At 42.2% G+C, this 24,842-nt stretch carries 28 protein-coding genes and 2 pseudogenes; 23 read left to right on the top strand and 7 right to left on the bottom strand.

Annotated features, from left to right (window positions below; all coding sequences use genetic code 11):
• Positions 1-335 precede the first annotated feature (335 nt).
• The 3 genes from V7K85_RS15530 to V7K85_RS15520 all read left to right on the top strand — a co-directional run bounded on the left by V7K85_RS15530 (position 336) and on the right by V7K85_RS15520 (position 3,695).
• Positions 336-1,799 (top strand): TonB family protein, encoded by a 1,464-nt coding sequence (locus V7K85_RS15530; protein WP_334814534.1) that lies wholly within the window; start codon positions 336-338, stop codon positions 1,797-1,799.
• A 599-nt stretch (positions 1,800-2,398) separates the two neighbouring features.
• On the top strand, positions 2,399-2,644 hold the full coding sequence (locus V7K85_RS15525; protein ID WP_334814533.1) for a hypothetical protein: 246 nt from the start codon (positions 2,399-2,401) through the stop codon (positions 2,642-2,644).
• A 10-nt stretch (positions 2,645-2,654) separates the two neighbouring features.
• Positions 2,655-3,695: a hypothetical protein gene (locus V7K85_RS15520; protein ID WP_334814532.1), complete on the top strand. Its 1,041-nt coding sequence runs from the start codon at positions 2,655-2,657 to the stop codon at positions 3,693-3,695.
• Between the two features lie 223 nt (positions 3,696-3,918).
• Here V7K85_RS15520 and ilvA read toward each other — a convergent pair whose 3' ends face one another.
• Entirely contained in the window at positions 3,919-5,430 is a 1,512-nt protein-coding gene (gene ilvA / locus V7K85_RS15515) for a threonine ammonia-lyase, biosynthetic (protein ID WP_334814531.1), read from the bottom strand.
• A gap of 399 nt (positions 5,431-5,829) precedes the next feature.
• On the opposite strand from ilvA, the gene V7K85_RS15510 reads away from it, so the two are divergent.
• The 3 genes and pseudogenes from V7K85_RS15510 (at position 5,830) to V7K85_RS15500 (ending at position 7,229) form a co-directional block, all read left to right on the top strand.
• Positions 5,830-6,138, top strand: coding sequence for an RNA recognition motif domain-containing protein (locus V7K85_RS15510; RefSeq protein ID WP_334814530.1), 309 nt, complete (start codon positions 5,830-5,832; stop codon positions 6,136-6,138).
• Positions 6,139-6,455: 317 nt separating this feature from the next.
• Positions 6,456-6,586: pseudogene (rpsU, locus tag V7K85_RS15505) on the top strand (30S ribosomal protein S21); the annotation flags it as partial.
• Positions 6,587-6,794: 208 nt separating this feature from the next.
• Complete coding sequence (locus tag V7K85_RS15500) at positions 6,795-7,229, top strand: hypothetical protein (protein ID WP_334814529.1); 435 nt, start codon at positions 6,795-6,797, stop codon at positions 7,227-7,229.
• A gap of 74 nt (positions 7,230-7,303) precedes the next feature.
• On the opposite strand, the gene V7K85_RS15495 is transcribed toward V7K85_RS15500, so the two are convergent.
• Positions 7,304-7,435, bottom strand: coding sequence for a hypothetical protein (locus V7K85_RS15495; protein ID WP_334814604.1), 132 nt, complete (start codon positions 7,433-7,435; stop codon positions 7,304-7,306).
• A 214-nt stretch (positions 7,436-7,649) separates the two neighbouring features.
• On the opposite strand from V7K85_RS15495, the gene V7K85_RS15490 reads away from it, so the two are divergent.
• Positions 7,650-7,817 (top strand): NAD(P)-binding protein, encoded by a 168-nt coding sequence (locus tag V7K85_RS15490; protein ID WP_334814528.1) that lies wholly within the window; start codon positions 7,650-7,652, stop codon positions 7,815-7,817.
• A 49-nt stretch (positions 7,818-7,866) separates the two neighbouring features.
• On the opposite strand, the gene V7K85_RS15485 is transcribed toward V7K85_RS15490, so the two are convergent.
• Positions 7,867-8,118: a hypothetical protein gene (locus V7K85_RS15485; protein ID WP_334814527.1), complete on the bottom strand. Its 252-nt coding sequence runs from the start codon at positions 8,116-8,118 to the stop codon at positions 7,867-7,869.
• Between the two features lie 185 nt (positions 8,119-8,303).
• Here V7K85_RS15485 and V7K85_RS15480 point away from each other — a divergent pair, with 185 nt between their 5' ends.
• From V7K85_RS15480 to V7K85_RS15450, 7 genes and pseudogenes are all read left to right on the top strand, one after another.
• The gene (locus V7K85_RS15480) at positions 8,304-9,362 is read left to right on the top strand and encodes an alpha/beta hydrolase family protein (RefSeq protein ID WP_334814526.1); all 1,059 of its coding nucleotides are present in this window, start codon (positions 8,304-8,306) and stop codon (positions 9,360-9,362) included.
• Positions 9,352-9,522 (top strand): hypothetical protein, encoded by a 171-nt coding sequence (locus V7K85_RS15475; RefSeq protein WP_334814525.1) that lies wholly within the window; start codon positions 9,352-9,354, stop codon positions 9,520-9,522. The genes V7K85_RS15480 and V7K85_RS15475 overlap by 11 nt, the downstream gene beginning before the upstream one ends.
• 131 nt (positions 9,523-9,653) lie before the next feature.
• Positions 9,654-9,777 (top strand): annotated as a pseudogene (locus tag V7K85_RS15470) (IS630 family transposase); the annotation flags it as partial.
• Between the two features lie 47 nt (positions 9,778-9,824).
• Positions 9,825-10,805, top strand: coding sequence for an aldo/keto reductase (locus V7K85_RS15465; RefSeq protein WP_334814524.1), 981 nt, complete (start codon positions 9,825-9,827; stop codon positions 10,803-10,805).
• Positions 10,806-11,256: 451 nt separating this feature from the next.
• Positions 11,257-11,493 (top strand): hypothetical protein, encoded by a 237-nt coding sequence (locus tag V7K85_RS15460; protein ID WP_334814523.1) that lies wholly within the window; start codon positions 11,257-11,259, stop codon positions 11,491-11,493.
• A gap of 9 nt (positions 11,494-11,502) precedes the next feature.
• Positions 11,503-11,664 (top strand): hypothetical protein, encoded by a 162-nt coding sequence (locus V7K85_RS15455; protein ID WP_334814522.1) that lies wholly within the window; start codon positions 11,503-11,505, stop codon positions 11,662-11,664.
• Positions 11,665-11,766: 102 nt separating this feature from the next.
• Positions 11,767-12,738 (top strand): polyphosphate kinase 2 family protein, encoded by a 972-nt coding sequence (locus V7K85_RS15450; protein ID WP_334814521.1) that lies wholly within the window; start codon positions 11,767-11,769, stop codon positions 12,736-12,738.
• A gap of 234 nt (positions 12,739-12,972) precedes the next feature.
• Here V7K85_RS15450 and V7K85_RS15445 read toward each other — a convergent pair whose 3' ends face one another.
• Together V7K85_RS15445 and V7K85_RS15440 are read right to left on the bottom strand one after the other, a co-directional pair.
• Complete coding sequence (locus V7K85_RS15445; protein ID WP_334814520.1) at positions 12,973-13,668, bottom strand: pentapeptide repeat-containing protein; 696 nt, start codon at positions 13,666-13,668, stop codon at positions 12,973-12,975.
• 248 nt (positions 13,669-13,916) lie between these two features.
• Positions 13,917-14,099, bottom strand: coding sequence for a hypothetical protein (locus V7K85_RS15440; protein ID WP_334814519.1), 183 nt, complete (start codon positions 14,097-14,099; stop codon positions 13,917-13,919).
• 286 nt (positions 14,100-14,385) lie between these two features.
• Between V7K85_RS15440 and V7K85_RS15435 the strand changes: the two genes are divergently transcribed.
• Together V7K85_RS15435 and V7K85_RS15430 are read left to right on the top strand one after the other, a co-directional pair.
• Complete coding sequence (locus V7K85_RS15435) at positions 14,386-14,577, top strand: hypothetical protein (protein ID WP_334814518.1); 192 nt, start codon at positions 14,386-14,388, stop codon at positions 14,575-14,577.
• Between the two features lie 236 nt (positions 14,578-14,813).
• Positions 14,814-15,887 (top strand): WD40 repeat domain-containing protein, encoded by a 1,074-nt coding sequence (locus V7K85_RS15430; RefSeq protein ID WP_334814517.1) that lies wholly within the window; start codon positions 14,814-14,816, stop codon positions 15,885-15,887.
• A gap of 218 nt (positions 15,888-16,105) precedes the next feature.
• On the opposite strand, the gene V7K85_RS15425 is transcribed toward V7K85_RS15430, so the two are convergent.
• On the bottom strand, positions 16,106-16,372 hold the full coding sequence (locus tag V7K85_RS15425; RefSeq protein ID WP_334814599.1) for a Precorrin-3B methylase: 267 nt from the start codon (positions 16,370-16,372) through the stop codon (positions 16,106-16,108).
• A gap of 230 nt (positions 16,373-16,602) precedes the next feature.
• On the opposite strand from V7K85_RS15425, the gene V7K85_RS15420 reads away from it, so the two are divergent.
• The 5 genes from V7K85_RS15420 to V7K85_RS15400 all read left to right on the top strand — a co-directional run bounded on the left by V7K85_RS15420 (position 16,603) and on the right by V7K85_RS15400 (position 22,131).
• Entirely contained in the window at positions 16,603-17,475 is an 873-nt protein-coding gene (locus V7K85_RS15420) for an MBL fold metallo-hydrolase (protein WP_334814516.1), read from the top strand.
• A 706-nt stretch (positions 17,476-18,181) separates the two neighbouring features.
• Positions 18,182-18,625, top strand: a complete 444-nt coding sequence (locus V7K85_RS15415; protein ID WP_334814515.1) for a hypothetical protein — start codon at positions 18,182-18,184, stop codon at positions 18,623-18,625.
• Between the two features lie 317 nt (positions 18,626-18,942).
• The gene (locus tag V7K85_RS15410; protein WP_334814514.1) at positions 18,943-20,154 is read left to right on the top strand and encodes a type I restriction endonuclease; all 1,212 of its coding nucleotides are present in this window, start codon (positions 18,943-18,945) and stop codon (positions 20,152-20,154) included.
• 457 nt (positions 20,155-20,611) lie between these two features.
• Entirely contained in the window at positions 20,612-21,892 is a 1,281-nt protein-coding gene (gene hisD, locus V7K85_RS15405; protein ID WP_334814513.1) for a histidinol dehydrogenase, read from the top strand.
• An 89-nt stretch (positions 21,893-21,981) separates the two neighbouring features.
• Positions 21,982-22,131, top strand: coding sequence for a hypothetical protein (locus V7K85_RS15400; RefSeq protein WP_334814512.1), 150 nt, complete (start codon positions 21,982-21,984; stop codon positions 22,129-22,131).
• A 395-nt stretch (positions 22,132-22,526) separates the two neighbouring features.
• Here V7K85_RS15400 and acsF read toward each other — a convergent pair whose 3' ends face one another.
• A complete protein-coding gene (gene acsF / locus V7K85_RS15395) occupies positions 22,527-23,603 on the bottom strand; it encodes a magnesium-protoporphyrin IX monomethyl ester (oxidative) cyclase (protein WP_334814511.1) in 1,077 nt (358 codons plus the stop codon).
• 49 nt (positions 23,604-23,652) lie between these two features.
• On the opposite strand from acsF, the gene V7K85_RS15390 reads away from it, so the two are divergent.
• On the top strand, positions 23,653-23,775 hold the full coding sequence (locus V7K85_RS15390; RefSeq protein ID WP_334814510.1) for a hypothetical protein: 123 nt from the start codon (positions 23,653-23,655) through the stop codon (positions 23,773-23,775).
• A 502-nt stretch (positions 23,776-24,277) separates the two neighbouring features.
• Positions 24,278-24,772 (top strand): TM2 domain-containing protein, encoded by a 495-nt coding sequence (locus tag V7K85_RS15385; protein ID WP_334814509.1) that lies wholly within the window; start codon positions 24,278-24,280, stop codon positions 24,770-24,772.
• Positions 24,773-24,842 lie beyond the last annotated feature (70 nt).

Genomic DNA, 24,842 nt, shown 5'->3' with positions numbered 1-24,842 from the left:
ATGTCATCAACAATACAAAATCAGACTACCAGAATCAAGCAAAAAAATGAAAGTTTTTCTCAATAGAGTTTAAGATATAATTAGAATTTTTTCAAATCTAATTTAATTATCATTATTTTTTTTTACTTTTTTTTGGTTTTATATAAATTAATTTAATTAATATAAAAATTAATTTTATCTAGAAATCGTGATAAAGAACAGTATTTTTCAAAGATATTTTTTTTGAGTAGTATGCTGTTCCGTAACACTGCCCAAAATAATTTTAATTTTTTACTTGATATTTGCAACCATGCATTCTAAGATGACTAAATTAGTGAGAATAGGTAGCAATAGCTATGAGCTTTTCTGGCATTACTGTCGAGCAACGTTCCAAAGAAGTTGAGGCTCTCAAGTCTTTTCTGACTTACAGTCTGATAGGTTCACTGGCGCTGCATATCGGCGTACTGTCCTCAGGCATAGGTAATTATTTGACGAGAGAACCCACAAACGAAGATGAACCAATAGAGTTGGTGAAACTAGATACTCCGACTCCGGAGCCAGAAAAACCACTTGAAAAAATTCCAGAAGAACCTAAAAAACAACCGGAAATTGTTCAAAAACAGCCTAGAGAAACTCCAGTAGTACAAAAAACAGTACAAGAATTGATTGAAAGACCAAAAATTCAGCCAGTTGAACAACAACCAAAACAAACTACTCGAATTCAGCCAGTTGAACAACAACCAAAACAAACTACTCAAAACCCACAACCTACAAATAGGGAAATTGCTCCCAAGCCACAAGTCCCTGTGACAACTGTTGCACCTGTGAGCGGCGGCGGTGGTGGCGGCGGTGGTAGTCCAGTCCTGACAGATAACTCTGGTAGCTCTGGCTCAGGCGTTGCTTTAAATACAGGTTCAGGTACAGGTTCAGGTACAGGTTCAGGTTCGGGAATTGGCTCAGGAATTGGCAGTGGTAGAGGTTCAGGAATTGGCTCAGGAATTGGCAGTGGTAGAGGTTCAGGAATTGGCTCAGGCTCTGGCAGTGGTATAGGTAATCGAGTAGAAAGCCCTCCGACAGTAGCAACAGCACCAATACCTCCGGCACCTCCAAAAGTTAACAGTTCAGGTAATGGTAATGGTAGGGTAGCTTGCAGTCGCAATTGCAAATTCCAGTATCCAACTTCATTAAAAGGGCAACACGTTGAAGGCAGCCCAGACTTACATCTTGATTTAGATGAAAAAGGTAATGTCACTAATGTGCGTCTTGTTCGCTCCAGTGGGAACTCCACCGTGGATGAAGACGCCATCAGACAGGCACGTACAATCCAACTAAGTGGTGGCAGAAAACAAGTGACACTCAGGCCTAATTATACTATTGAAGGTTCACGCCGAAACCGAGAAGCTAACGAACGGCGAGCACAAAGAGAAGCAGAAGAAAGAACCCAGCAGGCAGCAGCTGCTGCTAACTCCACACAAGAACATCCAGGACGTAGACGTAGAGATTTGACACCCTCATCTAATGAAGCTACAGCCACAAGACCAGCAATATCTGGATTGAGTAGACGGTTGGAACCTCAAAGACGGGAAAGTACTGCTACAAGCTCATCATCTGAAGCGAGTATAACTCGTACTCAGGGAAGTGCAAGAGAGTCCTTACGCCGTATCCAGCGTGAACGAGCGGCTACCAATTCATCACAACAGCCACAAGCAACCCCTCGGCGGCGGCGAGCAGAAAACACCAGCCAGGATAAGTTGCGGGAGTCTTTGCGCCGTTTACGCCCACAACCTCAATCGCAACCTGCTGCTCCCAGTCAGCAGTAGTCTGTCAAATTGAAATTGATGGGTTCGTAGTGAATGATTTATTGCTCAATTTTAAAGGCTAGAGCGGCTATGAACTTTCACAACCCATCAAAATTAATCATATAAACTACTAGTAGAGTGACAAAATTTACTGGAATCATACTTTGATTAGCGATGATCGCCGCCTCCTTGCTTCAAGGAGGCGGTTTTTCTTTAGACAGGAATGGCGACCTAAAGCATCACCCCTCTACCATGAAGAAGAGGGATTAGGAGTGCGGTAATTTTATGATGGGCAATTAAACACACTGGCGATCGCTTGATTTGCCAATGAATGGAAGTGGAAGTGAATAATCCTGCACTTCCCCCTACCCATTTATCTGATGAGAACGATGAAAATGCCTGCGGCTAGGGACTGGTAGTAGTGTTTGTTCACTAGCAATTATATGCTGAGAAGATAGTCAATGGCTAACTCTCAAGTTGCTCATCTGCTCTTTATGCTAGGCGTCAAATCCACTGATTTGAATAAAACTTCTACATAAACACACACTGATGCAGTTTGATTTGCTTGAATAGCTATATTGATAAGACATTGATCCGCCGACAATTCACAATTCCTGATTATGGCAAGTAAATTCATTGATGTTAGGGAATATACTGTCAGGGCACACAAAAGACAGATTCATACTCGTGTTTTCCAGTTTGTCTGTAAAGAGTGTAACGATCTGACAAAGCGCGAGACTTTTGGACCTCGACCCTTATATTGTGAGAGATGTCGCCCTCCCCAATCGCCTAAGAAATCCCAGCCAACATCTCACAAAGCAAAACCCAGACCAATGTCTTACAAAAGTGACATCAATTTAAATTGATTAAAGCGTTATGACTCAAAATGGACAATTAGAACCACCTCCGGGCACCTTTGTTTCACCACTGTTGGAATTACGAGACTATTATGCTCACCTGACAGCAGAGTATGAACGCCTCTTTGTGCAGGCGCGATCGCAGCTCGATCATGTAGAAGCGTTGTTGTCTAACTGGTCTTTTTCTGATCCCAACAAACAGATATCAAGATTGACGGCGGCTGATGAAACCACAAATCTTTCTCAAGAAGGCTCTTTGGGGTTTTTATCACCCCTTGATGACATCGACGAAATCAACTTGGTGGAGTCTGTAGAGTCAGAACAAAAAGACAAAGACTTGGTTGAGATAGATAATTCCTTTTCTGTTGCTGTTGATACAAAAGAAAGTCTACCTCCAACTACATCGCCAGATCCAAAGATACCTACAGAGAACATCGATAGTTCAACGAAGGTGGCGGAAATCCCCATGCTACCCCAGTATCATCACGCTCTTTCGCGAATGGAAGCCATAAAACAGCTATTGCAAGAGCAGATAGGCACTGTCTGTCATATTGATTTTATTGTGCGATCGCTTTATGGAGAGTTAGATTCCAATCTATTCAAAGTAGTTAAAGGTAGGGTTCAATCATCTCTCACCCAAGGCAGAGAAAGGAATTACTGGGTAACTATTCCCGATGAGCCAGGTTGTTATACTCTGGATTTAAGTTTGGTAGTCCCAAGTAATGACAATGGTGCTTTTAAAAGCATCAAAAACAAAAAGAAGAAACCTTTCGTACCTCCGACAATAACAGTACCAATGCTCAAAGCCTTTGAGGGTCAATTCTTAATTGATGCCCTCACCTCTCTGTTAGAACAAAATCCAGGTAAAGTTTTCAGCGTTGCTGAAGTCATCGCCGGAATTTATGGAGAACTAAATTCTCAGCAACTTAGAGAGATCAAAAATAAGGTGCTGAATGAATTATCTAGAGGCTATCGGACAGGTAGATTCTCTAGGGTTCCTAACCAAATTGGCTTCTATACTTTGGACTCCAATCTGATATTGGAGGGTAGTTCTCGCTAAATTGGCATGGGGCATTGGGCAATTTAATTTTGGATTTTGGATTGACGATAGCGCAGCGTAAAGCCTTCTCTACCTTGAGCTGCGCGAACGCTTAGAGCGAGTCAGCGTACCCCTGCGGGGAAGCAAGCTACGCGCAGCGTCTCGTAGAGAGCGTCTTTTGGATTAAATTTCAATTCTTTAATCCAAAATCTAAAATCTAAAATTCTTACTGCCCCCTCCTCGCCTATCCCAAAAACAGCTTGTATGCCGGATTCTTGTTTTCATCCCAATAGCGATAGCCCAGGTTATCGAGAAATGCTTGCCACTCTTCCATCTCGTGGGGGGGAACCTGGATACCAACAACGATTCGTCCGTAGTCTGCGCCGTTGTCGCGGTAGTGAAAAAGACTAATATTCCAGGCGGGACTCATGGAGGTAACAAACTTCATCAATGCGCCAGGACGTTCGGGAAACTCAAAACGATAGAGCAATTCATTGTCAGCAAGGGGAGAGTGCCCACCCACCATGTGCCGCAGATGTAATTTAGTTAATTCGTCGTCCGTTAAATCAAGAGTTTCAAATCCATGAGCTTCAAAGGTTTCTACCATTTTTGCAGCATCGGCACGATTTTGAATTTGCACACCGACAAAAATATGGGCTGTTTTTTCATCAGCAATTCGATAATTAAACTCGGTAAGATTACGGTTGCCAATACATTCACAAAACTGGCGAATACTTCCCCGTTTCTCAGGAATTGTGACTGCAAAGATAGCTTCGCGGCGTTCGCCCAACTCTGCTCGTTCTGCCACAAAGCGGAGCCGATTAAAATTCATGTTTGCACCGCAGGCTACAGCAATTAAGGTTTGTCCCTCGATTTGTTCTCGTTCTGTGTAGGCTTTGGCAGCTGCGATCGCTAATGCACCGGCTGGTTCTAAAATGGATCGCGTATCCTCAAACACGTCTTTAATAGCAGCACAAGTTTTGTCTGTATCCACCAGAATAATTTCATCTACATACTGCTGACATAAACGGAAGGTTTCTTCACCTACTTCTCGCACCGCCACGCCATCAGCAAATAACCCGACTTGGGACAAGCGCACCCGATGTCCGGCTTTGAGCGATTGAGACATCGCATCAGCATCTACTGGTTCAACGCCAATAATCTTGATTTCCGGACGCAACCGTTTCACATAAGCCCCAATCCCAGAAATTAATCCGCCCCCTCCAATTGCGACAAAAATCGCATGGATGGGTTGCTGATATTGCCGTAAAATTTCCATCCCGATTGTTCCCTGTCCAGCAATTACATGGGGATCATCGAAAGGATGAATAAAGGTCAACCCTTTTTCTACTTCTAATTCACGAGCATAGCTATAAGCATCGTCATAAGTATTTCCATGTAATACGACTGCTCCGCCCCTGCTTCTAACCGCATCTACCTTGACTTGGGGTGTGGTTATTGGCATGACGATAATCGCTTTGGTTCCCAAGCGATGGGCTGCAAGGGCGACTCCCTGAGCATGGTTCCCCGCAGACGCTGCAATTACACCTTGCGCCAATATATCTGGTGGCAGTTGCACCATTTTATTATAAGCACCCCGCAGTTTAAAGGAAAATACTGACTGCATATCCTCACGTTTCAGCAGGAGTTGATTATTTAGCCGCGCAGACAAATTTGGGGCATACTCCAGTGGTGTTTCTTGGGCAACATCGTACACACGGGCAGTTAGGATTTGGATGAGGTAGTCGCAATACATGGGCGTCAAAGTGTTAGCAAATGCCGGATGGAAATTAATTTTACGTTACAAGCGATCGCACTGGTTTCATTTAATTGCACTCTCTGGAAATTTGGAGTGAATAAAATCTAAAAGTTACTAATACTGTTTGAAGATAAATAAATTCAGTGATTGAATTTTTTTGGTGACTTCAAATTTAATGCGATCGCTGGTAGGTTGATTTTAAACGAGTTTTGCCAACTGTCCAAGTATTTAGATCAACAGATAAGTCTAGTGTTGCTTATGAACATAACTTCTCAATTTATGTTAAAGTATTGCATGGAAGATTCAATTCGGCTGTATAGTTTATTTTTATATATACTTGTATTACAGACCTCTGCGGATATAAATCTCTACACCCCCTGATTCTGGAGACATTTTATGTCAATTTACGTCGGTAACCTATCTTATGAGGTTAAAGAAGATGACCTCCGGCACGTCTTTGCAGAATACGGAACTGTAAAAAATGTTCAATTGCCTATCGACCGAGAAACAGGTCGGATGAGAGGTTTCGGCTTTGTAGAAATGGAATCAGACGTTGAAGAAACAGCAGCAATTGAGGGCCTTGATAATGCTGAGTGGATGGGTCGGAGCTTAAAAGTTAATAAAGCGAAGCCGAAGACAGACGCAAGTTCCTCTGGTGGTAGACGAGGAAACTATAGTGGTGGTGGCTCCTCTCGCCGCTATTAAGGTGTAAAACTAAGAATTTCACTCTAAGGTCTTGAGGGCAGACAAGAGGTCTGCCTTTTTTTTATGCTTCGGTTGACCGCCATTTTAGATTTTAGATTTTGAAATTAAAGAATTATTTGGTTCACCGCCCCCAAGGGGCAAGTCAAAGGTCAAAGGTCAAAGGTCAAAAGTCAAAATTAATTAATTACTTTTGACTTTTTACTTTTGACTTTGAGCAAAGCGAGTGTGGGCGGAACAAATCCAAAATCCAAAATTGTTTGACTGGAGTATTTACTACAATCCAACCACAAATTAAGTGAATTGAGTAGAAATATAGTATGACCCAAATAATCGTAGGCGAAAATGAAGGGATGGGATTGAATCAGCCTTACGTAGATTTAAGCCAGAACTATCCAAAGCGGGGATTTTTCCAGATATCAACAAGCACCGTCACTTTGAAACGCCTCTCTAAAAGTGCAAACGCAAAGCAATTGCCAAGCACAAACAGCGTAAGAGAAGTTTCCGCAATTGATAATAACTATCTCTTATGATGTCATGCGTTAGAGTAGCTTACCGTAGGTATCGTTTTTGTAACAGGTGTAGCAACCATGAACCCAGAAGTTAAACATATTGTTAGCGAACTAAGGCATAAGTTCTACTCTAACTTTGCTGCTACTATGAATATGCCGGTGCTCATAACTGGTACATCTTATAGTAGTAATTCACCGATCGCATCTTGGATGGATCATAGGCAGAGATTGAACTATCTAAATGTATACGCTTATACAGCTCCTGATGAATTTGTCCCATTCCGCCCGTTCATTCTTCGACTGGCTATTAACAAGAGTGCTGGTAGAGTGACGATGTTAAAAAAAGGACAAGTATGCCGAGGTCTTAATTTGGTGTGGGACTTTGAGTTAACTGTACTACCAAAAGAAATCTTAGACTTTCTTCCCTGGATAGTTAATTTAGTTGAGGCTCATGACAAAGGTTCGCTCTTATTGCTAGAATCACCACCTCATTCATTTGAATTAAAAGCGCCAGAGGTTGGATTCTTTAATAACGCATGGACTCAGAAAGCTTGGCTGCTTGCAAATCCGACAATATCCTAATGGTTGGAGCTTAAGCTGCTTTTAGCAACCGATTAAAAATATATGTGTTTGGGCTTTGTTTGTCCAATCAGAAACTAGCGAACCATGCCGCCACCACCATCATGATTTTTCCTGCCACAGTTTTGTCTGTGTCTTTGAGTGCCTTTAATTTCCTTCTGAGTGCTTCTAGAGTTGAACCATCGGCGATTGATGTAATCTAAGAACATCTTGATTGATGTTCTTAGATTACATCCTATGGTTCCTTTTTGCTTAAGTTGACACCAATGGCTAACGCTACGCTATCGGCAATCCAAAATCCAAAATTGATTGATTTGTATTCGTTAAGTTGCGGCTTAACAAGTCAAACATAGCAATAGGACTGACAGCAATCAGTAAAACTGAGGGCAGAAATTTATCATTGCACTGATACGGAAGACCGAAATGACACAAATAGAAGCAACAGCAAAGATTGCCCTCGTTGGTAGCGGTCCTGCCGCACTGGTTGCCGCGATCACCCTCGCCCGTCGCGGCATTCGGACGACGTTTTTCGAGCGAGATGCTCATCCAGAGGTCGCACCCGTTTCAATCCGGATCGCTCCTACGCCATAGACATCACGGGGCACGGACTCAAAGCACTCCGCTACATTGATGCCTGTACTTACTTTGATGAAAAAATGCTCCAATTTAAGGGAATCAAGCTGGGGAGAGAGGCGAAAGAGTGGAACTTACCCGGTTGGATTGGGTCGTGCGGTGATATCGTGCGATCGCTAGAACTAAAAACTCCTGTAGAGACGATGACTACAGGTAGGTCGTTGATTTTTCTAACTGCTCGGTAAACTAGAGTTCTGGAACCATCATAGAGTTGTTCGTTAACTATGTATCCGGGAATACCGACTTGATTGCTAATCATACTGCGTTAATACTGGAGACTTTGATTCCTAGTATTCCCAGATGTGCGAATAAATTGAGTTCAAAAGCCAAAATATTTATCGTGGAAGCTCAATCACAAACCGGAGCATCTCACTTTTTAAGCTAGCTTAAACCGACGTTGCACAACTTTTTTATTATTAAATCTGTTTTAAGTTGCGGCTTAACATGATGAATCAACTCTCCACTCTGAACAAGGAGACAAATCAAGCGATCGCTGTAATTGCACAGCAGTCTACTACAGAAGCATTGACTGAACCACCTGTAGATATATCGAAATTACCAGAGTTATACAACAAGTCAGGGCCGTTTTCTTGGCAGAAAAGAGCGATCGCTTTTGTAGATACTAATCGTAGATCCCTAACTGGAAGCATTAAAACTAGAATCATTCAAACAGATATCTATTTACCTCAAAGTCAAACACCTGCACCAGTTGTCGTCATTTCTCATGGACTAGGTTCTGATCGCGATAGCTTTGCTTACTTAGCAGAAAATTTAGCATCATACGGGTTTGCTGTGGTTGTTCCTGAGCATCCTGGTAGTGATTCTCTCCAAATGCAAGCACTACTAACAGGGAAAAGCCAACAAGTATTTGCAGACACCGAATTGATTGATCGACCCTTAGATGTAACTTTTGTACTCGATCAATTAGAACAGCGTTCAAAATCTGACCCCTGGCTACAAGGAAAAATTAACGGACAAGAAATCGGTGTGATTGGACAATCTTTTGGTGGTTACACAGCTTTAATTTTAGCTGGTGCGCGCATCAATATTAATCAGTTGCACAAAGATTGTAAACCTGAATCCGATCTAATCAATATTTCATTGTTGTTGCAGTGTCGTGCTTTAGCACTAGGGAAAAATTCTCCTGATTATGAACAGATCCAACAAAACTTAAGCAACCTGGATTTACGCGATCGCCGAGTTAAAGCTGTGCTTGCTCTGAATCCAGTCACGAGCAGTATTCTTGGACAAGCGGGCCTGAGCAGAATCAAAATTCCTGTAGCTATTGGTGCTGGCTCGGCAGATACGGTTGCTCCCCTCTTGCCGGAACAAATACAAGCATTTTCCTGGTTGACTACTCAAGAAAAGTATTTGGGGATTGGTGACAAAGGAACTCATACTGATTTGATTGCAGGTGTGAGTACTGTAGCTTTGCCCTCTTTTAAGCGTTTCTCTGGTTACTCTGGGGTTGATCTAGAATTAGGGCGCACTTATGACTTTTAGTACAGCTTTTATGAAATTATATCTTGTTTACCAGACTGAATATCGTCCTTTGCTAACTGAATCTTATGTGAAGAATTTGAATCACAATGAGCCAATCAAAGTATATTTAGTCAGGTCGCTACCACCAGAATTTCTCCAACGATTAGTTCGTAATAAATGAGGATTAAACAATACCGAATTTTGTTGGTTGGGTTAAGGCTTTGCGTTACCCAACACTTTTCAAAACTGGTTTTGGGTAAGAAGAAAAATTCATAACCACGTTTGAGGTCACTGGCAGTTTTAAATATTTTTTTCTGCGCTTTGATACCTTCATTCTCTCATTTAAAATGGATGTTTGAATGGTTTATTCGGCACACAAACGAGTGATTTTCCCACTCTTCAGATGTACGGAACTTTTTCAAAAATCAAATATTAGTCCTATATATGTCTGATAATTAATAAGGCAATCTACAGAGAGCAAAGATGCAGACTCTCCAAAAACTCTCCCTCCCAAGCATGGGCTGCGGGACTTGGGCCTGGGGCAACCAACTGCTTTGGGGATATAACGAAAGTATGGATGACCAGTTGCAAGCCGTCTTTAACCTTTGTGTAAGCAACGGTGTAACTTTATTTGATACAGGTGATTCTTACGGAACTGGGAGATTGAATGGTCGGAGTGAGTTACTCCTGGGACGATTCAACCGAGAATATGTCGGTTTAGGCAAAGAAAATATTTGTATTGCTACTAAGCTTGCTGCTTACCCGTGGAGATGGACACGTCAGTCAATGGTAAAAGCTTGCAAATCATCTGCCCAACGCCTGGGAAGAAATGTAGATTTGGTGCAAATGCACTGGTCTACAGCGAATTATGCTCCTTGGCAAGAGGGAGGGCTGTTAGATGGTCTTGCCGATTTGTATGAGCAAGGACTGGTTAAGGGAGTGGGACTATCTAATTATGGGCCTAAGCGGCTTAAGCAAGTGCAGAAAAAGTTTGCTGAACGAGGCGTTCCGATTACTACTCTGCAAGTTCAATACTCTTTGTTGTCTACATATCCTGTCACCCAACTAAAGCTAAAAGACCTTTGTGATGAGTTGGGAATTAAACTGATTGCCTACAGCCCTCTAGCTTTGGGGCTACTGACAGGAAAATACTCTGAGCAAGGCCCTTTGCCCAAAGGCATCCGAGGTCTGCTGTTTAGGCAGATATTACCAGGAATGCGATCGCTTTTGGCATGTTTACAAGAGGTGGCACAGTCTAGAAACAAAACCATGTCACATGTAGCAATTAATTGGTGCATTTGTAAAGGAACCATTCCCATCCCTGGAGCAAAGAGCGTCGAACAAGCCAGGGAGAATATTGGTGCATTGGGTTGGCAATTAGACGCTAGTGAGATTGCAGAGTTGGATAGGGCGGCGGCGAATGCAGACAAAAAAATGGTACAAAATATTTTTCAAACTAAGTGAAATTTCAACATTGCTGAATATGAATATGAATAATTGGAAAAACCTGGTTTAAGTCTGAGAATAAAAATATTTATATTTTACAAAAATCCAGACATAAATCTCTTAATTATGTCTGATTAACTAGTAATATAAATTACTAGTTTTCGATTAAAATATAGTGCTATTTTAGCAAGTATCTTGTCAAGAATAGCTTTTATCGTAACCTTTCAGGGGGGAGAAGGGCGATCGTCAAATAGAACGACTCCTGATCTGGTAATGTGAGATTTATGCAAGACCGTCGAACTCACGTTACTTTATATCGTTAGTACACGTTAAATGGTTATCGAGCATCACACTTTAAACTAGCGCTTCTAGTAACTAGTTTCAGCAACATGCTTATAAACTCTTTGCGCCAGAGGTTCAATCTGAGACGGTCGATTGGACTAAAGGACAGATGCTAGGGGAGCTAACCGTGAATTCTGTAATCTGTCATCCATTAGATGGAGAGAAAATACTGACAAACTCTATTTTAATTGAGAGGTATGCGATCGCCACTGGAGATTGCACCATTAAATGCGTAGAGCTATCCACCGATGGAGGAGAAACTTGGATACAAGCAGAGCTTCAAGAATCACAGCATCCCTGGGCTTGGCAATTTTGGCGCAGCCAGATATACAGCGTATTTCAGGTAAATGAAGTACACGGGTAGGGGCACAACATGTTGTGCCCCTACGATTATCTGTACCTCACCAAGTCAAGTTACAATCTGCTGTATCTAAAAAATGCCAACAACCGAGTTATTGTGCGTGCCTGGGATTCTGCTGGTAACACTCAACCAGAAAATATCAGAGATTTGGAATTTCAAGGGATATATGAATAACTCTTGGCATCAAATTGAGGTGACCAGATAGCCTTGAATAAATTAAGCAAATTAAGGATATTTCACTGTAAACTCTATCTAAGTTAAAAGTTAAAAGAACTTATGAACCAGTCAAATAGTTCAACCGATAATACTTCAACTGCCAACAGCAACGCAACACCAGCAGAATCTCGTAAGACAAAAAAAGCGGCAGCAAAGATTACAACCAAATATGCCGAGGAAATGGCACCTGAAAAAATCGTTGTTGACGAGCCACCGCCTAAACCAGACTATCCTCGCTACCGAGTTCACCCAGGACAGCCCAGCACTTTGGCTAATTTCGATCCAAATGCCTGCGAGGACTACAAGAAAAAGAAGCATGTTGAGGAAGAATTGGAAAAGCAGCGTCAACGGTTGCAAAATTTGCAAGAACGGTTATATGCTGAACACCAACGCAGTTTGCTAATCGTGCTGCAAGCGATGGACACCGGGGGTAAAGATGGTACCATCAAACATGTATTCGGTGGTCTTAACCCACAAGGCTGTCAGGTTTGGCCATTCAAAAAGCCCAGCGATGAAGAATTAAGCCATGATTTTCTTTGGCGCTACCACCAGCGGGCACCACAACGGGGGATGATTAGCATCTTCAATCGCTCTCATTACGAAGATGTGTTAATTGTGCGAGTCAAACAGCTAGTACCGGAGGATATTTGGCGCGATCGCTATCAGTTGATTAACGAGTTTGAGCATATGCTAACACTCAATAACATTGCTGTTATCAAGTTTTTTCTTCACATTTCTAAAGACGAACAAAAACGGCGCTTGGAAAGTCGGTTAGAAGATCCAGATAAGCATTGGAAGTTTTCGAGCAACGATTTAAAAGAGCGGGTGCTGTGGGATGACTACCAAGCGGCATTTGAGGAGATGATTAACAATTGCTCGACTGCTCATGCTCCCTGGTATGTCATACCTGCAAACAATAAGTGGTATCGTAACTTGGTAGTAGCTCGAACGCTCGCAGACACTCTAGAGGCAATCAACCCACAATTTCCACCAGCAGAAAAGGGTTTAGAAAATATTGTGGTTCCAGATTAAAGTAAGAAATTACCTAAGCACACCATTTCATGAATTTATTGCGAATTAAATTTGGCAATACTTTGTTAAGTGGATAGGCATAGATAAACAATACTTTGTAGTAAGCATTAAAGTGCTGAAAATCGTTACCCTGAATACTGCGCGATGGCTACGGCGGGCGGCTACGCCATCGCACATTATTATTGTTGATTACTTAAGCAAACCGCACCTAAGTCCAATCGCTTCCAAGCGTACTCATTGTTTAGCAAAAGCCAAGTCACTTTCAATTATCTTGGCACCTGTTAGGTTAGCCCCACTCAAATTGCAGAAGTTAAAATTTGCCCCTCTTAGGTCTGCTAGTGATAGATTCGCTCCTGTTAAATCTGCATCAGTGAGGTTAACTTCACTTAAGTTAGCGCTACTTAGGTTAGCCCCCCTCAGTGAAGCTTGTTGCAGGTCTGCCCCCTTCAGGTTTGTCCTCATTAGGTATGCCTGACTCAGGTTGGCTCCACTTAAATTAGCCTCACTTAGGTCTGCCGCTGTTAAATCAGCTTTACTTAGATTGGCTTGACTTAGGTCTATTAAACTCAACTTTGCATAACTTAGGTTAATTTCACTCAGCTTCACTGATGCAAGTATTGCACCCCTCAAATTAGCATTAATAAAATTTTTTTCTCCCATTGCATAACGGCGTAAAATTTCATCAGTTGTTACTCTGTCTAAAACAGCTTTTGATGCGCCTTGATAAGACCATGTAGCTTCTAATAGTTTAGTAGCAGTGTTAACAGCTACCTCATCACATTTAGCGATGATCACACCATTGCAGCCATCCCACTGACCGTTAAGCATAAAGGCAATCTCATTAGCGGCAGCAATTGAGTCAAATAGTAAAATAGATTCTTTGTGCCGTTTGAACCAGCTATTCCAAACAATCGAGATAATATTTTTCATTTTTATAAGTTTTGGCACGTTAAGTGACGATTACGGCTCTAATTTCCAGATATTAATAAACTCTGTTTATTCAAGGTTAGTTGCAGCAACACAAAAGACTGGGCTTCGTTTTTCAAGACTGCCTCTTTTGTCCGCCAGTTTATGACAGGGCGCTGCACAAAGACCTACAACATTGATGCAGCCCATTATACAGCGCTCTGTCACAAAGGAGTTACAATCGGCTCAAGTACAAATGCAAGAACTAAGTTCTAAACAGTTGAGTCTGAGCGTTCTATTTGCTGCCGAATGGTATCAATAGAAGCATTAAGGCCAGCCAGTTTGGACTCTAAATCATCTCGCATCCAAATCAAGAATTTTAATTTCCGTTCTAAGCCAGCTTTGCGCGAAATGGGTTCGCTTCCATAACAGGGATTACCCCAAAAAGGAAACATAGTTTACCTCTGTATTTAGCTTTTGTAACAGTGCAAGATATTGCACTACTACACTACATTATGACTAATCACAATCAGACTGGTGTGTGTAACAACCGACCTAAATTGGACGTGCTTAACGAACTTTGCTAAAAGTTATCTATTGAACTAGTAGAGGTATTTGACCAGACTGCATCAACTCTTTGCATTCCTGCGTTAAGAAAAAGGTGAAGTGACGGTGACACTTAAAATGAAGACAGAAAGATTCTGCCAATTTGGCATTACAAGTCTTTGTTTTGCAGTTTAAATGAGATATCAAGAGAACCGGATAGCCCAAAGGTTACATGAGGAATGGTTTACCCTATGCCTCAGTAGCTCCACAAATCGCCAGTTGTTGGCTCAACGCTGTAGAATCACTTCTCAGGCAACTTACAGCGCTCAGTCATCGCTTCTCTACGAGACGCTGCGCGAACGCTACAACTGGCTAGTAATCTACTAGAAAACACATAGCAATTGATAAGTCTATTTACTGGTTAGATTTGGCAGACATTCCTGCTGGCATATTTCCTCTCTTCTCTACGAGAGGCTGCGCCCTAAGCGTAGCTATGCCACAGGCTTTACGAGACGCTACGCGAACACTTTAATGAAGAGGATGAAGGGCGATGCCTACGGCGGTAAACTATGCACCCCATCAAATGGGAACCCTGTTATATAATAACTGCGTTCCTCACTGCCATGAAATTATTAAATTTCCTCAAATCCAAACCAGCTATTACAGCCTTAGCGATTGCAGTAAACATCACTGTGATTGTCATTGATGTACATTCTTCCAGTTCCAATCCTCCCATTGACAGGAGTACAATTACTCAGTCTCAATCACATATTCAACTTGTTCACACACTGACTGGACATCAAAAAGTGGTTTTTGGTGTTCGAGCAGTTGTCATTAGCCCGGATGGGCAAACCCTGATTAGCGGAGGTAGAGATGATACTATTAAATTCTGGAATCTCCGGACTGGAAAATTGCTGCGTAGTTTAGATGCTCACTCAGATGGTATTACTTCAATTGCTATTAGTCCAGATGGCAAGCGGATTGTAAGTGGTGGGATAACCACCCCAACAATGAAGGTTTGGGATTTACGCACTTTCCTTATGCTTAACATCGAAAGTGGACATACCCAGCCAGTAGAAACCGTTGCTATTAGTTCAGATGGTAGATTGATTGCTAGTGGCAGTGATGATCATACAATTAAGCTTTGGGATTTACACACGCTAAAGCTGCTTAATACCATTGCTGCACACTCAGACTTTGTGAGTAAGGTTGCAATTAGCCCTGATATGCAAACCCTTGTGAGTACTGGGGGTGGCGATGACAATACAATTAGGCTCATTGATCTGCAAACTAAAAAAACACGCTATATTCTCAAAGGACACAAAACCGGAGTTGATGCTATTGCTATTACTCCAGATAGCAAAAAGCTGGTCACTGGCAGTTTTGGTCAACTAGTTTCTCGAAATCGTGCAATTAGCACCCTGAAGTTATGGAATCTTCAAACTGGAAAACTGCTGCATGAGTTTCTTGACAATTTTAGTTCAGTTGAATCTCTTACCATTAGCCCGGATGGAAAAATTCTGATCTGCGGCAATTTTGATGGCAGTATTAAACTGTGGAGCTTAGAGACTTTGAAATTGTTGCACACCTTTCAGGATGGTTCCAGTTCCGTTTTAGGACTTGCTCTTAGCCCAGATGGTAAAACCCTCGCTAGTAGCAATGAGGATAGCACTATCCATATTTGGCAAATTAATTAATAAACTAGAGTGAATGGGCAAAAATCTTCAGAAATATACATACAGCAGATTGCAACGCCGGTGAGGTACAGATGATTTTAAGGGCACAGCAGTGCTGTGCCCCTACCTGTGTACTTAATTTACCTGCAATCTGCTGTATACAGTAAAAAATATCTAGATAAATCAACAACACAGGTATCTTTTGGCATATCAACGGCAAGGTGTTGCCCTGGTAAGGACTATTTTGATTTTCGTGCCGATTTGGGCGGTGTTCGGTGTGCGCCAAAATACTTCTCACTGCGATAGCGCAGCCACACCCGCAACACTTGCGGAATCTGCTCTTTTTGTTCCTTGCTGAGTGTATTGTAAAGGAAGATTGCGCGATCGCGCTCACCCCGACAGGCAGCGTTATTGTGAGCATCCCAATAGCTACGGGCTACCCGAATCCGCCGACAGACTTCTTTAATCAGCGCAACTCCGGTGAGTGGAGCGTCCTGCTTTGCCATACTCAGATGCGATAAGTTTCTAATGCGATCGTAGCGAGTCAGGCTCTTTTTCACAATCCCAACCCAAACAAGTCAAACCCGCAAATCGATTTCACTAGACTTTAGACATACACAGCAAAAGTAACTCAGCAATCAAATCCTGTAAAAACATAAATTTGTTCACTCCTAGGTATGTTGATGATCCATATTTTTTCGTCTTTAAAAGAGATTGATGCTCGGTAGAATAATTTATGCGTATTCATCATCTTAATTGCGGTTGTATGTGCCCGATTGGTGGGGCACTCTTCGACGGTTTTAGTCGTGGGCTGACAGCCTGTCTGGTCTGTCACTGTCTGCTCATCGAGACAAATCAGGGACTCGTTCTCATCGATACAGGCTTCGGCCAGCGCGATATCAAAGCGCCATTATCAAGACTTAGCCCCTTCTTCATGAATTTGAATCGAATCAAATTTGAACAAAAATACACGGCGGTTGCGGCTATTGAGCAGCTTGGCTTGAACCCGCGTGATGTCCGCCATATAGTGCTTACTCACCTCGATTTTGACCATGCAGGCGGGTTAGAAGATTTCCCACAAGCAACCGTGCATGTAATGCTCAGTGAGATTGAAGCAGCGCAGGAACGGCACGGCTTTATCTCATCGCAACGTTACCGTCCTGGCCAGTGGGACGAAGTAAAAAATTGGAAATATTATTCGGCTGGTGGTGAACCTTGGTTCGGCTTTGAGGCAGTACGTAACCTCGAAGGACTACCGCCCGAAATTCTCCTTATACCGCTCGTCGGTCACACACGGGGTCATGCAGGCATCGCCATTGAGACATCCGAAGGCTGGCTCTTACATGTAGGCGATGCTTACTTTTACCGACATGAGATCGGCTCTGATAAACGAGTTTGCACACCTGGTCTGCGTGCCTACCAGTGGATGATGGAGGTAGACCGCAAGGCTCGACTTTCTAATCAAGAAAAGTTACGTGCGTTATCGCTCGACCACAGTAGTGACGTGCGCCTCTTTTGTAGCCATGATGCGATCGAGTTCAAAACCTTCGCTGACCAAGATAATTCGCAATTGCAGAAAGACAATTCGCGCTCAACAACTTTCAATTAGCTCAAAAACTCGACGCATTTCAACGGAATTATCCAGTTTTTAAGGTTCGGCTGAGATGCGTTGATCAGTTTCAACATACTCATCTCAAAGTAAAATATCTTACCTAAGCTTGTCAAGCTTTTAATAAGCTGTTCCACATCTAGTTTGCATATCTAAATTTAATCAAAGTCTTGTAGGGTGGGCAACATGAGCGCCCTAATTATGCAAGTTAAAAGTGGAACAGTTTACCTGATCAGTCAATTTTAATAAGCAATCAAGCATATTGCTTTCTCAAAATGCTTGATTGCTTTCTGATTTCGGTAGATTTAGCAAGCAAAAAGGCATATTGCTTTCTGAAAATGCTCGATTGCTTTCTGATTTCGGTAGATTTAGCAAGCAAAAAGGCATATTGCTTTCTCAAAAGCTTAATTGCTTTCTGATTTCGGTATATCGCGTATTCATTTCGGTAGATTCAGCAAGTAAAAAGGTATATTGTTTATTCAAAATGCTTGATTGCTTGCTGATTTCGGTAGATTCAGCAAGCAAAAAGACATATTGCTTATTCAAAAGCTTGATTGTTTTCTGATTTCGGTATATCGCGCATTCATGACAACAATCGCTATGTAACAAAATCATTGGAGAATTGCCGGAGTTCTCTCAAGCTGATCAATACGAAAGTTTTTTAAAGTCAAGAATATTAACCGTACTGGATTACAAGGTTCAAATCATGGCTCGGAGAAAAAGAACCTCTCAGGTGTTAGAAAAAGCAGCGCGTCGTGCTGCTGGCATTAACTCAATTGATCCGAATTTAAATGTAGGCAATGGACTGACGCTACCTGCCTTTTCTACCCTAATCGAGACGATGCGAACTAGAGAGAATTTATACAATACTGCCCTTTCCAACCTCGATAAGTTGTACTATGAAATGCTCCAAACAGAGCGCGAGTTGGCAGATATGGCAGAGCATATGCTGTTGGGAGTTGCTACTCAATATGGTAAAAGCAGTGTGGAGTATGGCATGGCAGGAGGTGTTCCTAAGAACCAGCGCCACAAGGGACTGCGAGGCGAGTCACCAGTTCCCAGTTCACAGCAACCGTCATTCATTGCCAGTGTGAACGACAACGACAGCAAAAATGGCAACCAGAATCAAAACAAAGCAGCGACAAGTTAGCTTGCATTAAAGGCCCCACGGATTTATCCGGGGGCTTGAATAATTAGCTTGAGCATTTTTCTTTTGAGAACCACTATAGACTAAGGCTTTATCAAAAATCATTCTAATTTATTCTTATTCATTACCAATGCCATTGCACTTATAAACAGGTTATGAGTGTTACAGGCTAGTACTTATTTGGGAATACTTTTATAGGAGTGATAAAGAAGCCGATCGCGCTAACACTTTCAATTCAAATCTACCATATCACCTTGCGATCGCTCCTATTTTACAAAAAAAATGTATCAAAAATCATTAACTTACCAGGAGTAAGCAAAATGGGATTCATTGAAGATATTACCAAACTGTCTGAACAAGTGCGTAAGCGATTTGACCAAGTTGTGGGCGAAGAAGCTACTAAAATGGCACTGATTGTTCCTTTTTTGAGTGCTCTTGGCTACGATGTCTATGATCCTAGTGAAGTAATGCCGGAATACGTGGCAGACTTTGCTATTAGAAGAGCAGGACAGTTTGAAAAGGTAGATTACGCCTTAGCTATTAACGGTACTAAAGTTATGCTCGTAGAGGCAAAAGCCCGTGGTCAAAAAGCGGAAGCACATGATGGACAATTGAGCAAATATTTTAATGCACTTTTGACAACAAAAGTAGCGATTGTCACAAATGGTATTGAGTACCGTTTCTTTACAGACTTGCGTGATAAAAATGTCATGGATAAGGAGCCATTTTTTACTTTTAATATCCTGGAATATGATACCAAAGATATTGATAATCTCAAATTTTTTCATCGTGATAATTTTGATATTACACCTATTACGAGCCATGCTGAAGAAATGGTTTATGTAAAAGGTATGACTCAGCTTGTAGGAAATATTTTACGTTCTCCCTCTGAAGAATTTGTTCGTTTCTTGGTATCTGAACTGCGTTCCTCTGACCACAGATATGAATTTCAAGGTAATATTAATGCTAGAGTAATTGAGAAATTCAAGGCAATTGTTAAAAAGTCGATTCAGGGAAGTTTACTAGACTTAATGACAAGCTCACTTAGCCGAGAAATGTCTCAACCTGTCAAAGTCGAAGTAGAACCAGAAATTGAAGAAGAGGAACAACCCCAAGACCCTCAAGAATCAAAAGTAGTAACAACTGCTGAAGAAATCGCAGCTTTTGAAACAATTAAAGCAATTACGCAAACTTCAAAGAGCTACAGTTTTGAACTCAAATACAAAGATACTACCTCCTACTTTGGCATCAATCTTGGTAAAACTACCTGGTGGTTTCTGCGGCTGTATCTATCTTCGCAGAAAAAAAGTTTTATTACTCGGTTAAGTGTAGATGAAGTAAAGTCTCTAGCTTCAAATTTTGAAGTGCAGGAAGTAACAGCTTCTGTGGGGGATGCCACGTCAAAAGTAATTATTTCCTCTGTCAGTGATTTTGCTCAGATGACATCACTGATTCTCAAATGTTACGAGGCAGAAGCAGCCAAGCATCAAACATTCATCCCAGATGTAATCAGAATGGAAAAATCAGCTTAACTCGGTGTAATTGCTTTTACTAGCAGTTCAAAGGTTGAAACTAGAGTTGGTTTTTGTCTGATGATTCCAATTCCGTTTGATCAGTCTGTCATCTGTTTGTTTACAGCAAAACTACATATACCAATACGCTTGGTTAAGGTTAAAACTCTTTGTAGTCAATTTGTTAACGTAGACGCAAAGCGGTGAAGCAGCGCGGTCTTCTCCCAAAGGGAGAGGCTAGCGCCTTCGCGGAGCGTCTCGTAGAGAAAGGGGTTTCCCCCATAAGCGACTGCTGTTAGCGCAGCGTTAGTGAGGAACGAGCGTCACCCGGAGGGCTTGCCGCAGGCTACTGCTCCAGATGCAAAGGACACGGAGTAATGAGAATTTGAGAGGTATTTTGCGTAAGTTCTGAATTTTTTCAACCTGTCGAACTCATGTTAAACTACTTAGAGAAATCACCGCTTGCAAGATACTATCTATGCAACTGCTTCAAACTACCGACAAAGATTTTTCTAGTAAATTCAAAACCCTTGTCAGCGATCGCCGGGAAGTTACAGTTGATGTTAGTGGGACAGTACGTGAGATTCTAGCTGATGTCAAAGTGCGTGGTGATGCCGCAGTCAAGGACTATACTAGCCGCTTTGATCGCTACAATCCCCAGTCTTTGCATCTGAGCGAAACCTTTATTGCCGAACACGCTGCACAATGTCCTGCTGATGTCAAGGCGGCGCTGGAATTTGCTGCCCAGAGGATTGTGGCTTTCCATGAAAAACAACTACCGCAAGATATTGGCTACACGGATACAGCCGGGGTAAAACTGGGATTAAATTGGATATCGCTATCTCAAGTGGGAATTTATGTACCTGGAGGACGTGCCAGCTATCCTAGTTCTTTACTGATGAACGCCCTACCTGCCAAAATTGTCGGCGTGGAACGAATCGTTATGACAGTACCGATGCCTGGCGGTGAGATTAATTCCGCCGTACTCGCAGCTGCCCAAGTTGCTGGTGTCACGGAAATTTACGGCATTGGTGGGGCGCAAGCGATCGCAGCATTAGCCTATGGTACAGAAAGCATTGCCCCCGTAAATAAAATTGTCGGGCCCGGTAATGCTTATGTTGCTGAAGCTAAACGTCAAGTATTTGGCACGGTTGGCATTGACAGCATCGCCGGGCCTTCAGAAATTCTGGTAGTAGCCGACCAACATAATAACCCAGACTGGATTGCCTGGGATTTGCTATCGCAAGCAGAACACGATCCTAGCGCCCAGTCAATTTTGATTACTGATTCGGAAATTTTTGCGGGGCAAGTAATAGCGGCGGTTGAGCAAATTCTCGCCAACCTGCCCACCAAAGAAGTCGCCAATGCCAGTTGGCAAAATCATGCAGCCGTGATTATTGTCAGCGATTTGGCAGAAAGTATACCACTGCTAAATCAACTAGCTCCAGAACATGTGGAATTGTGCACAGACAACCCACAATTGTTTGCCAATCAAATTAAGTGTGCTGGTAGCGTGTTTCTAGGACGTTATACCCCAGAAGCAGTTGGCGATTATCTAGGAGGTCCCAACCATGTACTGCCGACTGCACGTTCTGCGCGATTTGCCTCTGGCTTGAGTGTATACGACTTTCTCAAGCGGATTACTTATTTGGAATGCAATCAACAAGCATTACAGACAATAGGCAAAGCAGCTGTGACCTTAGCAGAAGCAGAAGGTTTACCTGCCCATGCAGGTAGTGTATCTGTGCGCCTGCAATAATCTGGTGAGATAATTTCGCAATTTGTCGTTCCCAGTCAGCAATTCTAAATTTAAGAATTGACAAGAGGTTGAGCGGTAGAGGTACAGCTTTGTCTGATTGGTTAGAATACCTTGATGCTAACGGAGAAATTAGCCATATCGGGGTCAGGAAACGTCATGAACTGGACTGGCATTTTTATAATTACCGATGGGTTAATCAAATTCCCTTGCGAGATATCCAACCTGCAATATTTAACTAACTGGCTTGAACTCACTCAGGACTTACGCAAAATCATAAAAAAACGAACCGCAAAGAACGCATTCGCATATAGCGTCTCGTAGAGAAGGACACAAAGGAATAAGACTTTTAGAGGGTTATTGCGTAAGTCCTATCACTATTACTTGTAACCAAGAGGTCATATTCTAAATGGGTAGTCGCAAACGATTTTTCAATGATTTGCGTACCTTGACTACCTACTTTATTTTTGACTTTTGACTTTTGACTTTTGACTTTTGACTTTTGACTTTTGACTTTTGACTTTTGACTTTTGACTTCCGCCTTGCGGTACTAATATCCCTTATGGTAATATTTTTGATAAAAAAAGTGGCTCTGCAATCAGCAGAACCACTAAAGCTTTCGCAAACCTGTTATAACTTAACGAACTGCCCCTTGAGCAGAAATAGTATCAATTGGCTTCATCAGGTACAGCCGCAATAACTGCCAGCCATTGGAGATGTAAAGCGGCAGTTTTTGGAAGAATTGCAGGAATTTGGGAGTGTTGGAGTTAACGATCGCACTCAGCTTCTGATTATTGCTTATACAAGTATCCAACCGCTGATAAAACTCTGGATTCTCTACATCCAACATCAGCGGGAACACCCTACCTGCGTTTTCGTTAGTCTTCTGAATAACATGGATGTCGTATTCTCGCGCATCCAGTCCAAGGGTGGCATAAAAGTCCTTGCGTTGGATGTCATTGAGATACATTGTCGCAAACACAGATAACAGGAAGAACCGACTCCACAGCCGTGCTTTCCAATCATTCAATATTTGCGGCTGGGATTTCATGATCGCATCGAAGAAATCGCCGTGACGGTTTTCATCTTGACACCAGTTCTCAAAGAACCGGAAGATTGGATAAATCCGGTCTTCGGGATGTGCTTCTAAGTGGCGATAAATGGTGATATAGCGCCAGTAACCAATCTTTTCAGATAGATAAGTGGCGTAGAAGATAAATTTCGGCTTAAAGAAAGTATAATTGCGGCTCTTAGTCAAAAACCCTAAATCTAGGGAAAGATTAAAGTCCGACATAGCTTTGTTCAAAAAGCCAGCGTGACGCGCTTCATCCCGTGACATCAGGTTAAAGCACTCTGCCAAGACGGGGCTTTTTCCTTTCAAGCGACGACCAAGTTCTTTGTACAGTAAAAAGCCGGAAAACTCTGCCGTACAGGAACGTTCTAGAAACTCAACGAACAATCGGCGAGTTTCCCCATCAATATGATCCCAGGATTGTTCAAACTCGGCATCCCGAACAAAGTGATGGCGGTTGTAGTCAGTGCGAAACTCTTCGAGAATGGCTCTTAACTCGTCTTCGTTGACGGAAATGTCCATCCGCGCCATTTCATCAAAATCGGTAGTGTAAAACCGAGGTGTTAACAGGGTTTCTTTTGCCGGGACTTTAATCCCTGGACGGATTTCTTCAAAGCCTGGTTTTTTGAGGGAATCTACCATGTCTTGATTGCTCTTTCGTCTTTATTATCTTAAGTAGACCTTTCGGGTGATGCTACACATAGTCGCTACCGCTACGCTAACGGCAGTTCCTCATGGGGAAACCCCCTTTGAGCGACTGCCTCACCAAAAAGCCAAGGGTAAAGCTCTGGCAAGGCGTAACAGCCCACAATAATCCAATTGTATAAAGTTCAGTTTACCAAGGTGCGGGTTAGAAACTAGTAAGCAAAACATTAAGAGTTGCAACAATAATTCAATGTTTGCGGAATCCAAAATCGCAGATTAGTAGTCAAATAAACGTAATTCAGTGATCAGTATTGTTTTGATCCAGTGGAGTAGTACGCTCCTCTTGTCTTGTTAAAGCACTGCTATCTCAGGAATTTTCTGTAGTTTTTACTACAATAAATTCATGCGGTTTTCTCAATACGTTGCTCATCTTAAAATTAACAATCTATGACTGGCATAATTACTTAAAAATACCAATTAATATAGTGATATATTGCACCCTTATCGATAACTTTAGGTTGGACGCTGCCCACAACCTAAAATCAGAGTTGGAGCAAACAGCAGTGCCTACCTACAAAAATTGCCAGGTACAAAATGTAAGTCTAACTGTTTATACTTGGTATAAAAGCTATTTTAAATAACAAGAGCAAATCTAAAGAGTTGAAAACAAGATGAATCTTGAAAACAATAAGCATAAAGACCGACTTCTTGTCTCTTACATTTTATGTGCAGCAGTCTTTTTCGGATTAGGAGGACTGCACCGTTTCTATAATGGCAAGATCGGGACTGGGTTGTTGTGGCTGTTGACCGGTGGTGTGTTTGGTATAGGGCAGTTCGTGGATTTGTTCATCATGCCCGGTATGGTTGACGAATACGAACACAAGCTGAGACTAAAAGCGGGTGTATCTCCCTTGGGTGTACCGTTAAATCAAGCAGTGGTTGCCTCTCAAGTCCATCGGCCAACTGGTAACCAACTCATGATTAAACTAATCGAAGCCGCGGAAAGCAAAGGTGGTATTTTAACTGTCACTCAAGGCGTGAAGTACACAGGAGCTAGCTTTGCTGAAGTGGAAGCTACTCTCAATGAAATGTATAAATCAGGTTATGTGAAAATTGATAACGACCCCAATACTGGAGCCGTTATCTACCATTTCCACGAACTTTAAACAACTGTCATTAGTCATTTGTCCCCAAAGTTCTGATAGTCGGAAGCCTCCGCTTAGACTTCTTTCTTTA

It is taken from the genome of Nostoc sp., from assembly GCF_036917615.1.
Lineage (GTDB): Bacteria > Cyanobacteriota > Cyanobacteriia > Cyanobacteriales > Nostocaceae > Nostoc.
Note: the sequence above shows the minus strand (reverse complement) of the source record. Positions and strands in the feature narration are given on the sequence as shown.

What these genes read in the sequence shown, in the direction of transcription:
- V7K85_RS15530 (WP_334814534.1), top strand. Translation starts at nt 336, where the DNA reads ATGAGCTTTTCTGGCATTACTGTCGAGCAACGTTCCAAAGAAGTTGAG.
- V7K85_RS15525 (WP_334814533.1), top strand. Translation starts at nt 2,399, where the DNA reads ATGGCAAGTAAATTCATTGATGTTAGGGAATATACTGTCAGGGCACAC.
- V7K85_RS15520 (WP_334814532.1), top strand. Translation starts at nt 2,655, where the DNA reads ATGACTCAAAATGGACAATTAGAACCACCTCCGGGCACCTTTGTTTCA.
- ilvA (WP_334814531.1), bottom strand. Translation starts at nt 5,430, where the DNA reads ATGTATTGCGACTACCTCATCCAAATCCTAACTGCCCGTGTGTACGAT.
- V7K85_RS15510 (WP_334814530.1), top strand. Translation starts at nt 5,830, where the DNA reads ATGTCAATTTACGTCGGTAACCTATCTTATGAGGTTAAAGAAGATGAC.
- V7K85_RS15500 (WP_334814529.1), top strand. Translation starts at nt 6,795, where the DNA reads ATGAATATGCCGGTGCTCATAACTGGTACATCTTATAGTAGTAATTCA.
- V7K85_RS15495 (WP_334814604.1), bottom strand. Translation starts at nt 7,435, where the DNA reads ATGTTCTTAGATTACATCAATCGCCGATGGTTCAACTCTAGAAGCACT.
- V7K85_RS15490 (WP_334814528.1), top strand. Translation starts at nt 7,650, where the DNA reads ATGACACAAATAGAAGCAACAGCAAAGATTGCCCTCGTTGGTAGCGGT.
- V7K85_RS15485 (WP_334814527.1), bottom strand. Translation starts at nt 8,118, where the DNA reads ATGATTAGCAATCAAGTCGGTATTCCCGGATACATAGTTAACGAACAA.
- V7K85_RS15480 (WP_334814526.1), top strand. Translation starts at nt 8,304, where the DNA reads ATGATGAATCAACTCTCCACTCTGAACAAGGAGACAAATCAAGCGATC.
- V7K85_RS15475 (WP_334814525.1), top strand. Translation starts at nt 9,352, where the DNA reads ATGACTTTTAGTACAGCTTTTATGAAATTATATCTTGTTTACCAGACT.
- V7K85_RS15465 (WP_334814524.1), top strand. Translation starts at nt 9,825, where the DNA reads ATGCAGACTCTCCAAAAACTCTCCCTCCCAAGCATGGGCTGCGGGACT.
- V7K85_RS15455 (WP_334814522.1), top strand. Translation starts at nt 11,503, where the DNA reads ATGTTGTGCCCCTACGATTATCTGTACCTCACCAAGTCAAGTTACAAT.
- V7K85_RS15450 (WP_334814521.1), top strand. Translation starts at nt 11,767, where the DNA reads ATGAACCAGTCAAATAGTTCAACCGATAATACTTCAACTGCCAACAGC.
- V7K85_RS15445 (WP_334814520.1), bottom strand. Translation starts at nt 13,668, where the DNA reads ATGAAAAATATTATCTCGATTGTTTGGAATAGCTGGTTCAAACGGCAC.
- V7K85_RS15440 (WP_334814519.1), bottom strand. Translation starts at nt 14,099, where the DNA reads ATGTTTCCTTTTTGGGGTAATCCCTGTTATGGAAGCGAACCCATTTCG.
- V7K85_RS15435 (WP_334814518.1), top strand. Translation starts at nt 14,386, where the DNA reads ATGAGATATCAAGAGAACCGGATAGCCCAAAGGTTACATGAGGAATGG.
- V7K85_RS15430 (WP_334814517.1), top strand. Translation starts at nt 14,814, where the DNA reads ATGAAATTATTAAATTTCCTCAAATCCAAACCAGCTATTACAGCCTTA.
- V7K85_RS15425 (WP_334814599.1), bottom strand. Translation starts at nt 16,372, where the DNA reads ATGGCAAAGCAGGACGCTCCACTCACCGGAGTTGCGCTGATTAAAGAA.
- V7K85_RS15420 (WP_334814516.1), top strand. Translation starts at nt 16,603, where the DNA reads ATGCGTATTCATCATCTTAATTGCGGTTGTATGTGCCCGATTGGTGGG.
- V7K85_RS15415 (WP_334814515.1), top strand. Translation starts at nt 18,182, where the DNA reads ATGGCTCGGAGAAAAAGAACCTCTCAGGTGTTAGAAAAAGCAGCGCGT.
- V7K85_RS15410 (WP_334814514.1), top strand. Translation starts at nt 18,943, where the DNA reads ATGGGATTCATTGAAGATATTACCAAACTGTCTGAACAAGTGCGTAAG.
- hisD (WP_334814513.1), top strand. Translation starts at nt 20,612, where the DNA reads ATGCAACTGCTTCAAACTACCGACAAAGATTTTTCTAGTAAATTCAAA.
- acsF (WP_334814511.1), bottom strand. Translation starts at nt 23,603, where the DNA reads ATGGTAGATTCCCTCAAAAAACCAGGCTTTGAAGAAATCCGTCCAGGG.
- V7K85_RS15390 (WP_334814510.1), top strand. Translation starts at nt 23,653, where the DNA reads ATGCTACACATAGTCGCTACCGCTACGCTAACGGCAGTTCCTCATGGG.
- V7K85_RS15385 (WP_334814509.1), top strand. Translation starts at nt 24,278, where the DNA reads ATGAATCTTGAAAACAATAAGCATAAAGACCGACTTCTTGTCTCTTAC.